Below are 12,360 nucleotides of genomic sequence, written 5' to 3'. Positions count from 1 at the left end.
GGAACTGTTTCCTACCAATGTAAGCAACAATTCGCCGCGAAAGGCAAGGGGCGCTTTCAGCCGACGAGCGTTTGCCAAATGGCCGCCAACGCCTCCTGCCGGGCCTGGGGCCCATAGGCCGCCGCCGTGGCCGCCGCATTCTCCAGCGCCGCTGCCAGGGCCGGGCCGCCGTCCAGCCACAGTCGGGCCGCCGCCTCCAGGGCCAGGGTCGCCCCGAAAACGTCATTGTCGGCGGCGTAAAACCCGTTGCCGCCCCAGGGAACCTCACGCAGGGAAACCGATGGGACATGGCCGCCCGGGCCGATGGAGCGCATGTAGTCAAAGCCGCCAAAGCCGGCAAAGCCGGCCACGATGCAGCCGCAGGCCAAGGCCTCCAGCGGCGGCAGCGGGCAGCCCTCGGGAAAGCCCGTGGCCAGAAACACGTGGCAAGCGCGCAGGGCCTCGGCCACGCCCTCACGCGGCAGCCCCTCGATGGCGATCCATTCGAGGGCCAGCCCGGTCCGGGCGGCCCGGGCCGTGGTCGTCTGGCGGATCATGGTCGCCAGGGCCTTGTTCTTGCGCGGCATGTAGCCGACTCGCACCGGCGAGGGGGCCGGCTTTTGGGCGGGCGGCGAAAAAAGCGCCGGATCGATGGCCGGGCGCAGCACCGACGGCAGGGTTCCGGTCGCCAGTTCGATATAGCGGGCCACCGGGTCGGACACGGCGAGAAAGGAAACCGGCAGCTGGTCCCAGGTCACGCCATCGGGCAGGCCGTTGTGGAAGTAGGCCCAGTTCTGGCAGTAGACCAGGCAGCGCGCCCCGGCGGCCAGGCCCGGAGCCAGGGCGTTGGGCCAACCCTCGGGCACGACGTAGACGTCGTCCGGGGTCAGGCCGGCGGCGTCCAGCGCGACCGCCGGCAGCCCGGGCGGCAGGCGTAGCGGCGGCGCGGCCGGATCGCGCAGCACCAGGACCACGTCCTGGCCCAGTCCGGCCAGCCCGGCCGCGACCTCGGCCAGCACGGCCAGGCCCCCGGAGACCGCCCGAAGCGGCGGCAGGAAAATGCAGGTACGCGCCAAAACGCCTCCCAGGGCCGGTTGCCGGGAACCGGGCAAAAGGCTACGACCGGAATAATCGCCCAACGCGTATTTGTGCCGCAAGGAGTCCTCATGCGCAACACCCAGGACGCCGCCCTGATCGAACGCCTCACCCCGGCCGACGCGGCCGTGCCCCAGCTCGGCCAGGCCGCCTGCGACAGCCCCAAGTGTTCCGGGGCCTTTATTGAAGACGAGTCCGGGGTGCTGGTCGGCATAAGCCGGCAGAATCTGGCCGATCCCGAGACCGTGCCGGTCTTTTTCGAGGAGGCCGGCCCGCGCCGCCAGCTTTTTTTCTCGCCCCACAAGACCAAGGTGGCCGTGGTCACTTGCGGCGGCGTGTGCCCGGGCATCAACGACGTCATCCGCTCCATCGTCATGGAGGCCCACCACCACTACGGCGTGGCCGCCGTGCTGGGCATCCGCTACGGCCTGCGCGGCTTCATCCCGGCCTGTCGCCATGACGTCATGGAACTGACCCCGGACGCCGTGGCCGAGATCCACGAATTCGGCGGCACCATCCTGGGCTCCTCGCGCGGTCCCCAGGCCGTGGACGAGATCGTGGACGCCATGGAGCGCCTGGGCATCGGCTTTTGCGTCTTCATCGGCGGTGTGGGCACCATGCGCGCCGCCTCGGCCATCCGGGACGAAATCACCGCCCGCGAACTGCCCATGGGGGTGGTGTGCATCCCCAAGACCGTGGACAACGACATCCATTTCGTCTCGCGCACCTTCGGCTTCGCCACCGCCGTGGAGCAGGCCGCCGAAGCCATTGCCTGCGCCCATGTCGAGGCTTCGGGCGCGCCCTACGGCATAGGCCTGGTCAAGCTCATGGGCCGGCAGTCCGGGTTTATCGCCGCCGAGGCCAGCATGGGGCTCAAGCACGTCAACATGGTGCTGGTGCCCGAGGACCTGTTTGCCCTGGACGGGCCGGGCGGGGTGCTGGACGTGCTGGAAAAGCGCCTGCGCTCCCGGGGCCATGCCGTCATCGTGGCGGCCGAGGGCGGCGGGCAGCATCTCGTGGACGACACCGGCCGGTTCGATCCCTCGGGCAATCCGGTGCTCGGCGATTTCTGCGGCCTGCTGGCCGCGCGCATCAAGGCCCACTGCAAGGCGGCCGGCCTGCCCATCACGCTCAAGGCCATCGACCCCAGCTACATCATCCGCTCCGTGCCGGCCAACACTGCTGACGCCGTCTACTGCGGCTTTCTGGGCCGTCTGGCCGTCCACGCCGGCATGGCCGGCAAGACCGGGCTCATGATCGGCTCGGTCAACGACCGCTTCGTCCATGTGCCGTTGCGGCTCGTCACCGGCGAGCGCAAGCGCGTGGACATCGCCTCGGACTATTGGCAGGCCGTGCTTGATTCCACGGGCCAGCCACGTTTTGCCCAGGCCGGGGGCTGATGCCGCGTCCCTTAAAAAAATACGAGAGTTTTTTTCTTTGATATGTCCTGTGCGCTTTTCGTGAGCGCGACACGAGGCCCCGGGCGAGGGCATCCCTGGGGCGTTGGCGGCGGGAAGGGTTTGGTCGTTTCAAGAACCTGCAACCCGGGAGGGAGGCCATGCCTCGTCGACGTCTTAGGTGGCCATGCTTTGTTTGGTTGATGCTCGCCGGCTGCGCGGCGCTCGGACTTTGGGGCTGCAGCCAGGGCGAGGGGCCGGTCCCGGCGGCCAAGCCCGCCGCCCAGACCGCCGCGCCTGCACCTGAGCCGGCCTTCAAGCCGGGGATTTCCGAGGCCAAGAAACTGGCCGCCCTCGATCCCCAGGCCGAGGCGGCCCGCCTGGCCAAGATCATGGAGCGCAAACGGGCCAAGCCCAAGAAGAGCTTTGACAAGCCCCGGGAAGCCCAAATCTTTTTTGCCGAGAAACGCGCTCCCGTGGGCCAGACCGCCATTCCGGTCCAGCGCTATGTCGAGGCCATGCAGGCCATGCAGGCCATGCCGGTCTTTTCCACCCAAGCCGACAAACTTGTCTCCGCCGCCGATGCCAAGGCCGACGCGCCCTTTGGCCAGGCCCTTGGCCGCTGGACGGGCGTGGGGCCGGGCAATGTGGGCGGGCGGGTGCGTTCCTTGCTTATCGATCCGGCCACCCCGGCCACCATGTACCTCGGCGGCGTGGCCGGCGGCGTCTGGAAGACCGTCAACAGCGGCACGACCTGGACGCCGCTGACCGATCTCTTGTCCAATCTGGCTGTGTGCTCCATGGCCATGGACCCCAAAAACAGCAGCATCCTCTACGCCGGCACCGGCGAAGGCTACTACAACGTGGACGCCGTGCGCGGGGCCGGCATCTTCAAGTCGACCAACGCCGGCACGAGTTGGAGCCAGCTGGCCTCCACGGGCAACGAAGATTTTTATTACGTCAACAAGATCGTGGTGAGCCCCAACGACTCCAACCGGGTCTACGCCGCCACGCGCAAGGGCATCTACGTCTCCACCGACGCCGGTGCCAGCTTCACCCGCAAGGTGGACGCCGAGAGTGTAAACGGCTGCACCGACATGGTGGTGCGCACCGACGTGACCAGCGCCGACGTGGTGGTGGCTTCCTGCGGCACGTACATGGCCCCAGGCAGCGCCGCCATTGTCTACCGCACTACCGACAACGGCCAGAACTGGTCGAACGTGCTCAGCGTCGCCAACATGGACCGCACCTCCCTGGCCGTGGCCAAGAGCGACCAGAGCGTCATGTACGCCCTGGCCTCCACCAACGCCAAGACCAAATGGGAAAACGGTTTGTTTGCTGTCTACAAGTCCGTCGACGGCGGCGCGACCTGGGTGGCGGCCTACACCAACTCCGGGACCGACGTGCTTTCCAACATGCTGCTGACCAACGTCTGCTCGGCTTTTTGCTCCCAGTGCGAGGGCACGCTGACCACCCTGGCCAACCAGGGCTGGTACGACAACGTCATCGCCGTGGACCCGACCAATGCCAACATGGTCTGGGTCGGCGGCATCGACCTATTTCGCTCGGACAACGGCGGGACGAGCTGGGGCATGGCCTCGGTGTGGTGGGCCAATACGAGCAAGGCCGCCTACAACCATGCCGACCACCATGTGCTGGTCTTTCATCCCGACTATAACGGCGGCAGCAACAAGATTCTCTACAGCGGCAACGACGGCGGGCTGTATCGTACCGACGACGCCCAAGCCGGCGTCACCACCCAGACCTGCTCCGACTCATCTTCCCAGGTCGCCTGGGTGAGCCTCAACAATGGCCTGGGCATCACCCAGTACTACTATGGCGCGGTCTACCCGGGCGGGGGGACCTTTTTCGGCGGAGCCCAGGACAACGGCACCACCCGGGGAACCATCGCCGCCGGAGCCAACGCCTGGACCTCGCTTATGGGCGGCGACGGCGGGGCCGTGGCCGTCAATCCGCAAAACACCAACATCCTCTACGGCGAATACACCAACCTGAGTCTGCAAAAATCCACCGACGGCGGCGCGAACTTCAGCGCCGCCACCACCGGCATCACCGACGCCTCAAACACCTTTCCCTTCATCACGCCCTTTCTTATGGACTCCAACAATCCCAACACCCTGTGGCTCGGCGGCCGCAAGGTCTGGCGCACCACCGACGGCGCGGCCACCTGGACCCAGGCCAGCAACGATATGGCCGGCAGCGGCACGGTCAGTGCCCTGGCCGTGGCCCCGGGCAACGCCAACATCGTGGCCGTGGGCACGAGCAACGGGTATGTGTACGTCACCACAAACGGCCAGCAGACCGGCAGCCTGCCTACCTGGACCAGCTCCACGCCGGTTGCCGGCCAGGTTTCCGGCCTGGCTTTCGACCCGGGCGATTCCAACATCCTCTACATGACCTGCTCCAACTTTGGTCAGGCCCATGTGCGCAAGTCCACGGACCGCGGCGTGACCTGGACCACCATCACCGGCTCGGGCGCAACAGCCCTGCCCGACGTGCCGACCTTCGCCCCGGTGGTCGATCCCAACAATCGCAAACGCCTCTACGTCGGCACGGACCTCGGCGTCTTCGCCAGCCTCGACGGCGGGGGCAGCTGGGCCGTGGAAAACACCGGCTTCGCCAACGTCATTACCGAGTCCCTGGTGGTTGAATCCCAGTCCAAACGGCTGTACGCCTTCACCCACGGCCGGGGCGTCTGGCATGTCAATCTTCCGGCCAAGACGGCCGCCGGCCCGGCCGTGGATTTGCTGTTGCTGCAAAATTGACGTCCGCACCCGGCACGGGCAGCATCGGCGGCCGGAAGGCGATCCTTCCGGCCGCCCGGCTTTTGCATCCCCAAAAGGAGTCTCCATGTCCCGCGTTCTGTCCGAGGTCCTGGCCGCCGTGCGGCCGGTGGACCAGTCGCTTTTTCCCGTGGCCAAGGCCCATCTCGACAACCTCACCAAGCCACGCGGCAGCCTGGGCCGCCTGGAAGAACTGGCGGCCCGGCTGTTCGTCATCGGCGGCGGGGCCAAACCCGTCGTGGACCCGGCCCGCATCTACGTCTGCGCCGGCGACCACGGCGTGGCCGCCGAGGGCGTGAGCCTGTTTCCCCAGGAAGTCACCCGCCAGATGGTGGCCAATTTTCTGGCCGGCGGCGCGGGCATCAACGTCCTGGCCGCCACGGCCGGCATCGATTTGCGGGTGGTGGACGCCGGCTGTCTGGGCGATCCCTTCGCCCCCCATCCCCGGTTCGCCGGCGCGCGGGTGGCCTCGGGCACGGCCAATCTGGCCGAGGCCCCGGCCATGACCCGGGAGCAGTGCGAGAGCGCGCTGCTGCTTGGCGTGTCCCTGGCCGAGGCCGCCGCCGCCGAAGGCGTGCGGGCTCTTGGCACCGGCGACATGGGCATCGCCAACACCACGCCGTCCACCGCGCTTTTCTGCGCCTATCTCGGCCTTTCCCCGGCCGAGATCACCGGCCCGGGCACGGGCCTGGACGCCGGGGGCGTGGGCCGCAAGGCGGCCATCGTGGCCAAGGGGCTTGCCCTGCACGCGGACGTCGTGGCCGGCGGCGACCCGGTGGCTGTCCTGGCCTGTCTGGGCGGGCTGGAAATCGCCTGCCTGGCCGGTCTGGTCATCGGCGCGGCTGCCTGCCGGCTGCCCATCGCCGTGGACGGCTTCATCTCCACCGCCGCCTACGTGGCCGCCCGGGCCATCTGCCCGACAGTCGCCGACTACGCCGTCGTCAGCCACGCCTCGGCCGAGCCGGGCTACGCCCCGATCATGGCCGCCCTGGGCCAAAAGCCGCTGCTCGATCTTGGCCTGCGCCTGGGCGAAGGCACCGGCGCGGCCCTGGCCCTGTTCCTCATGCGCTCGGCCTGCAATATCTATAATGATATGGCGACCTTCGCCTCGGCCGGCGTGAGCGAAGGGTAGGGCAGGGGGAAGATGGAGGATGCCTCCGGCGGCCGGGGGGATGATCCCCCCGGACCCCTGTAATGAGAAAAGTTGCTTAAAAGGGCGTTGGTAGGGGGCGGTTGTGGGCCGGGACAGGCTGGTTGCCGGCATAGCCTGGGGCGGCTGTTGGTGCTGCCCCGGCGGCCGGCGTCCTGGCCAGGGGCAATGCTGCCCCCGACACCCTTGTGCCGTCTGGTTGCGCGGCAAGCGATAAAGAACAAACTGGTTCTCGGCTGTTCTTCCTGTCCCCCAAAACAGCAACGCCGTCTCGGATCGCTCCGGGGCGGCGTTTGGCATTGGAGGCGATGCCGGCCTTCAATCCTCCAGCCGATACGGCCCCTCATAGAACGCCTCGCCTTCCATGTCGGCGACAAAACGTGCGCGTGCAGCCGGGATAAGGTGGTCGGCCGCAGCAGCCGGCTGGCCAAGACTGCTTCGATCCACCGGCTCGGGCGGTTGATGCTGGGGGGCGTCGCGCGGGATGATCCGCCACACCGGGCTTTGCTGGTAAATGGGCAGACAGTGGGCGGTGTTGGCCGTTTGGATGTAGCGCGGCGACCAGGTGTGGTCCTTGGCTTCGGGGTTGAGGAAATGCAGTTCCGGCAGATCGCTCACCAGCCGGGCCGTGAACAGCGGCGGCCTGGGCTTTTGCAAAAGCAGCGGCGGACTCGCCGGATCGGCCAGGAGTTCCGGCCCCAGCCAGCGCAAAAACGCGGCCACGTCGGCTCCGGCCGGGGTTTGGACGAAATAGGGACCCACCGCCGTGGTCGTCGCCGGAGTCAGGCCGTAGCGCGCCCCGGCCAGGATGCGCCGGGCCAGGGCCAGATCGGCCGCGTCGTCGATGTCCAGGGTTTCGGCCAGACCGACGTCGAGACGGTACTCTCGTTCGCCCAGACGGTAGCCCATGTACATGGCCTGAAATCTTGGGGTTTCCCGCCGCCAGAGCATGTAGCTCGTGGAAGAAAACCGCAGCAGATTGGGAAAGCCGGCAAAAACCGGGGCAAAGCCGCCGGCCGCAGGGTAGAAGTAGTCGCGGTCCCAGTGCTGTTCGGGCCGCACGGCCTGGACGCGCAGGGCGTGGCCGGTGTGGATGGCGGCGGCGGCTTCACGCAGCCGGTCGGCCGTGCGAAAAGGAAAGGTCGGCATGAAAAGGCCCAACCACTGGAGGTCGGGCCGGTTTTCGGCGTAGTGCTCGGCCACCAGATGCAAGGGCGCATCATCCCCGGCCAGGGACTCGGGGCGCGGCAGCACGGCCACTTCGCCGGCCGGATAGCGCGAGCGCACCAGCTCCGCCACGACCGGGCTTTCCGTGGACACCGTGACGTCGGCGAACACGCCGCTTTGCAGCAGTATGTCCAGGGTACGGCAGACCAGCGGCACGCCGCCGAGTTCGATGATGTTCTTGCCGGGCAACCGCTTGGAGCCCATGCGGGCCGGAACCAACGCGCCGATGCGCATGGCGCTCATCCTTCCTTGTCGGGCCAAAGCGCGGCCCGGTGCTTGTCCAGGGCGGCCCGTGCCTCGCCCAGGTATTGCTCGTAACCGATCACGGCCCGATTGGCCCCGTGGCGACGGTAGCCGCCAAGGAGCCTGTCCACGACGACCAGGGGCGCGCGGGCGAAAAAGCGCAGCCACAGCTCGAAATCCCCGGCCAGGGGGAAGGCGGGATCGAAGCCGCCGCCGGCCGCCAGCCACAACTGCCGCGAAAAGAATGTGCTCTCCTGCTGGATAAACGCCCGGAAGTCGCCGCCGTAGAAGATATCCGGCGACCACTCGGGCAGGTCGGGCCGCACCCAGTCGAGTCTGCCTGCGGCGTCGAAAGCGGTGGGCCGGCCGGTGATCCAGCCGGCGGCGGGGTCGGACAGGAAGGCGTCGGCGACCTTGAAAAGCGCCAGGGGGTGGAGCAGATCGTCGGCGTTGAGCCAGCCCAGGATGTCGGCGTGGCTGCCGGCCAGGCCTTCGGCCACGGCCGGATAGTGGCCGGCGTCGGGTCGGGAGCGCCAGCCGGCCAGATGGCGGGCTTGGCGGCGGATGAGGGCTGGTGAGCCGTCGCGGCTGCCGCCGTCCAGGACCACGTAGGCGAGGTTGGGGTAGTTTTGCGACAGTACGCTGTCCAGGGCTGCGGCCAGAAACGGGGCCTGATTGAGGGACGGCGTGACCAGCCCGATGGCCGGCAGCGGCCTGCGGGAGAGGATTTCCGGCAGCCCGAGGGTGGTGGCCGCGTCGCGGGCGACGTGGACGGCCGGGGCATGGCCGGCGGCGTCGGCCGCCGGGGGCTGGGGCGGCAGTTCCTCGGCCGTAAAAAACAGGTTCCAGGAAAAGGCCCGGCCGAAGGCGGCGAAGGGGACGCCGGTGATGGGCCGCCAGTTGCGCTGGTAGGCCGCCTCGGAAAGAAAGTGCCAGTCCGGGTCGGCCAGGGCGTCGCCAAAGGCGGCCAGTTCGTCTCGCCGGCCGAGACGCGCCAGCAGGTAGGGCAGAAAACCGCTTGTCCAGTTGCTGTCCGGCTTGGCCACCACGTCGAAGAGGTGGAGGTGCAAGCCCCCGGGCTTGGCCAGACGGGCCAGATCCCCGGCCATGGCCCGCCAGGCGTCCGGGTCCTCGGGCACGTGTTCCAGGGCCGAGACCGAGATCACGGCGTCGAAAGCGCCATCCGGCAATTGGGGGGAAAAATCTCCTAGCCCGGCCCGCACCAGCCGGCCGGGCTGGTCGGCAGGCACGGCGGTCGGACCATTGCCGGCCCCGGCCAGGGGATCGAGGTTGGTGTAGTCGAAGCGCCGGGCCAGGGCCTGCCCAAGGGGCGAGACGCCGCCGCCGATCTCCAGCACTCGCGCTCCCTCGGGCAACGAGGCGTAAAGCACCTGCCAGGCGAGCTGGTGCTGGTAGTATTTGAGATCGGCCAGGCCGGCATCGCGGAAAACGAGTTCCGGCGGCGGCGAAAAGGCCGCGAAGTGGCTTTTTTTCGAATACCGCCAGGGGACATAATTCCGGCCGGAAGCAAAGGGCGGCCAAGGGTGGCCGGTCGCCGCCAGATGGTCCGCCCGGCGGCCGGCCTGGACGGCTTCGGGCAGGGCGACGGCGAAAAAGCGCTGGCCCGGGCCGTCCAGGGACAATTCCGGCTGGCGGCGTACCGAAGCCGGATCGGCCAGGAGCCGCGCATAGGCCGCGACATAGTGTTCCACCCGGGTTTTGGCGGAAAAATGGCGCATCAGCCAGTCCCGGCCGGCCAGCCCCAGGTCCTCGGCGGCGGCGGGATCATCCAGCAGCCCGGCAATGACCGGCCCGGCTTCTTCCAGACGCACGTTTAAAAAGGGGCAGCGCGGCGTGCCGGCAAAGGCGGCCAACAGCTCCAGGCAGCGGCCATCGAGAAAGGACAGCACGGGCTTGGCCATGGCCAGCCCTTCCAGGCCCGTCAGATGGTAGCTGCCACTGGCCAGGTCGTCGATGACGACGCGCGAGCGGCGTTTGCGGGTCAGGGCCTGGGCCAGGGGAACGCCCGTGGCCACGTCGGCCGTTATGCCGCGCTCCTGGGCCAGCCGGGCCAGCAAGGCCCGGACCTCGGGGGCTGCCTTGGTGTTCCAGCGGTCCTCGAAGGCCCCCACGGCCTTGGTGTGGCTGAAAAAGACGTCCACGGCCGGCGGCGCGTCGGCCGGCTGATATTTCGGTTCGTCCTCGGGCACGAAATTGGGGACGATAAGGGCGCGCGGGTAGAGCCGTTCGGGATACTGGGCAATGACCAGGGCGGGCAGGGGATCGGCTAAAAGGGCCTGGACGGCAATGCCCATGGTTCCGGCCACCAGGGCCGGGGTACTGTGGAACTGCCGCACCACGGCCGCGCCGCGTTTGGCCAGGGCGGCGAAGTCGATGGGCGAAAAGGTGGTCGAGGTCAGGTCAAGGTAATTGTGCAGATGGAGGATATCGGCGGTCTCGGCCAGGGCCAGGGCGGCGGCGGGGTCGTCGGCCAGGACCACGTCGCGGCCGAAGAGGCCGAAATCCACGGGTTCGATCAGCCGGGCGTCCAGGCCGGCATGGCGGGCCTGGGCGCGAACCAGCCGCAGGGGCATCCCGGCCAGGGGCGAGGCCGAGAAGTGGACCACGCGAAGGGGTCTGGTCATGGCCCATCCTGCGCGGCGGGCAGGGCCATGCCGCGCCCGGCCAGGACGGCGGCCAGGCGTCCGGCCGGATCGGCGGCGGCCAGCCGGCGGGCGAACCGGGCCGCCTGCCCTTGGGCCATGGCCGCCTCGGCGGCGACCAGGGCTTCCTCGACGCCTGGCTCGCGGCGAAAGGCGGCCAGATTGGCCAGGGCCAGTTCCAGGCCCAGGGACCAGTCGCCGGGGCGGTGAAGGGAGAGATTGGAGAGCAAGCCCACCCGTTCGGCCTGGGAGCCGGGATGGCGGCGCAGGATGGCGGCCAGCCGGCGGTCGGGCTCCAGGGCCTCGGGGCGCAGCAGCTTGGCCGCGATCAGGCATTCGGCGGCGTTGTCCGGCACAAGCTTTTTGGGGTCAAAGGTCGTGCCCGGGGCGGCGTCGCGGTTGTCGCCTTCCAGGGCGGCGGCGAAAAAGACCAGGGCGTCGAAGGGGTCGTCGAGGCGGGCGGCCCGGGCCTTGCCGGTCGCGCCCACAAAGGCGGCGTAGGCCCGGCGGGCGGCCTCGGGGTCGCCAAGCCGGTAGCCGGCCAGGCAGGCCACGGCGGCCACATGGGGGGTTGCCCGCAGATCCGGCCGGGCCAGGCAGGCTCCGGCCAGGTGGGCGTAGAGATCCCGGCTGCCCAGCCCGGCGGCGGTGTGGAGCAGGGCGGCGGCCACGGCGGGCGTGGGCGGGGCGGCAGACAGGCGTTCCCAGATTTCCGGGGCGCCAAGGGGCAGATGCTCCGCCCGCCACAGGGCGAAAAGGGTCAGGGCCAGGGCCTCCCGGGCCTGGGGGCCGGCGGCCGGTCTGCCCGGCGAGGCGGCGGCTGCCTCGGCCAGCGCAAGCAGGGCCTGGGCCCGGTGGCGGGGCAGGTGGCGGTCGGCCACGGCGGCGTGGGCGGCCCGGCCCATGGCCTCGGCCGCTTCGGGATGGCCGGCCAGGAAGCGAATATGCTCGTCGAGTTCCAGCACGTCGCCGTAGTACAGCGCCTCGCGTCCCGGGACGAACAGCGTCTCCACGCCGGGCGGCTGGCGTTCGGTCACCGGCGGGCAGCCGCTGGAAGCGGCTTCGAACAGCCGTTGGTTGACTTCGCCGGCGATGCACTCGTTGGGGCAGGCCCGGGCGTCGTCGTAGACGGCGGCCAGGGCCGGGCCGTGGGCGTCCTGGCAGGGGACAAGCCCGGCGGCGGCCAGATGTTCGGCGAACCAGGTCCGGCGGCGGCGATGGGGGGTGATGCGGCCCACGAAGGCCAGCTCGTGGCGGCGGTCGGCAAAGGGCACAAAGGGCCGAACCGTGCCGTTCCAGGTGATCCAGGCCGTGCGTGGCAATCCGGCTTCGGACAAAGGGACGGCCTGCTGCTGGGGCTGGGTGGAGGCGACGGCGTCAAAAAGCCGGGCATAATGGCGTTGCCAGAAGCCATTGAGGTGCGGATCGCGGGCCCAGAAAAGGATCGGGCATGGGGCGGCCTCGACATCGGTCAGGATGACCCGTTTGCCCAGGTGCTCCTGGTGGATGACGCAGTCCGGCGGCTCGGGCAGTCCGGCCAGGAGCTGCGGCAGGCTGACGACGCCGGCCGGCGGGTCGAGATTGGTTGCGGCGATGCCCAGCCCGGCAAAGGCCGGGCCCAAGGAGGAGTGGATGAGGCAGACGTTGCGTATCCGGGCGGCCATGGCTGGGGGAGGTTTGTCCCGCGCCCGGCGGGCCTTGGCGAGACGTTTGAGCGGTTTGGCCCGTTTGGGCGTCCGGCCGCCGTGGCTGGCCTGGCCGGTTGCCGTCCTGTGTCGGAAATCCACCCGGCCCGTGTCCGG

Annotated in this window: 7 protein-coding genes; 3 read left to right on the top strand and 4 right to left on the bottom strand. The window is 69.2% G+C overall.

Translation table 11 applies throughout. The annotated features are described in order from the left end of the window. Positions 1–56: 56 nt before the first annotated feature. Positions 57–1,055, bottom strand: coding sequence for a glycosyltransferase (locus DMR_RS17830; RefSeq protein WP_043601040.1), 999 nt, complete (start codon positions 1,053–1,055; stop codon positions 57–59). A gap of 90 nt (positions 1,056–1,145) precedes the next feature. On the opposite strand from DMR_RS17830, the gene DMR_RS17825 reads away from it, so the two are divergent. The 3 genes from DMR_RS17825 (at position 1,146) to cobT (ending at position 6,407) form a co-directional block, all read left to right on the top strand. Further along, complete coding sequence (locus tag DMR_RS17825) at positions 1,146–2,474, top strand: ATP-dependent 6-phosphofructokinase (protein WP_015862436.1); 1,329 nt, start codon at positions 1,146–1,148, stop codon at positions 2,472–2,474. A 158-nt stretch (positions 2,475–2,632) separates the two neighbouring features. Next, positions 2,633–5,257 carry a WD40/YVTN/BNR-like repeat-containing protein gene (locus tag DMR_RS17820; protein WP_015862435.1) on the top strand — a complete coding sequence of 875 codons (2,625 nt, stop codon included), beginning with the start codon at positions 2,633–2,635 and terminating at the stop codon, positions 5,255–5,257. Between the two features lie 85 nt (positions 5,258–5,342). Further along, on the top strand, positions 5,343–6,407 hold the full coding sequence (gene cobT / locus DMR_RS17815) for a nicotinate-nucleotide--dimethylbenzimidazole phosphoribosyltransferase (RefSeq protein ID WP_015862434.1): 1,065 nt from the start codon (positions 5,343–5,345) through the stop codon (positions 6,405–6,407). Between the two features lie 336 nt (positions 6,408–6,743). Here the strand turns inward: cobT and DMR_RS17810 are convergent, their stop codons facing one another. From DMR_RS17810 to DMR_RS25640, 3 genes are read right to left on the bottom strand one after another with little or no spacing between them, the layout of a single operon-like run. Next, positions 6,744–7,895, bottom strand: a complete 1,152-nt coding sequence (locus DMR_RS17810; RefSeq protein WP_232502826.1) for a cytidylyltransferase domain-containing protein — start codon at positions 7,893–7,895, stop codon at positions 6,744–6,746. Next, a complete protein-coding gene (locus DMR_RS17805) occupies positions 7,892–10,540 on the bottom strand; it encodes a glycosyltransferase (protein ID WP_015862432.1) in 2,649 nt (882 codons plus the stop codon). The genes DMR_RS17810 and DMR_RS17805 overlap by 4 nt, the downstream gene beginning before the upstream one ends. Beyond that, a complete protein-coding gene (locus DMR_RS25640) occupies positions 10,537–12,345 on the bottom strand; it encodes a glycosyltransferase (protein ID WP_015862431.1) in 1,809 nt (602 codons plus the stop codon). The genes DMR_RS17805 and DMR_RS25640 overlap by 4 nt, the downstream gene beginning before the upstream one ends. Between the last annotated feature and the right edge of the window lie 15 nt (positions 12,346–12,360).

The organism is Solidesulfovibrio magneticus RS-1, assembly GCF_000010665.1.
Classification (GTDB): domain Bacteria; phylum Desulfobacterota; class Desulfovibrionia; order Desulfovibrionales; family Desulfovibrionaceae; genus Solidesulfovibrio; species Solidesulfovibrio magneticus.
Note: the sequence above shows the minus strand (reverse complement) of the source record. Positions and strands in the feature narration are given on the sequence as shown.

What these genes read in the sequence shown, in the direction of transcription:
- DMR_RS17825 (WP_015862436.1), top strand. Translation starts at nt 1,146, where the DNA reads ATGCGCAACACCCAGGACGCCGCCCTGATCGAACGCCTCACCCCGGCC.
- DMR_RS17820 (WP_015862435.1), top strand. Translation starts at nt 2,633, where the DNA reads ATGCCTCGTCGACGTCTTAGGTGGCCATGCTTTGTTTGGTTGATGCTC.
- cobT (WP_015862434.1), top strand. Translation starts at nt 5,343, where the DNA reads ATGTCCCGCGTTCTGTCCGAGGTCCTGGCCGCCGTGCGGCCGGTGGAC.
- DMR_RS17810 (WP_232502826.1), bottom strand. Translation starts at nt 7,895, where the DNA reads ATGAGCGCCATGCGCATCGGCGCGTTGGTTCCGGCCCGCATGGGCTCC.
- DMR_RS17805 (WP_015862432.1), bottom strand. Translation starts at nt 10,540, where the DNA reads ATGACCAGACCCCTTCGCGTGGTCCACTTCTCGGCCTCGCCCCTGGCC.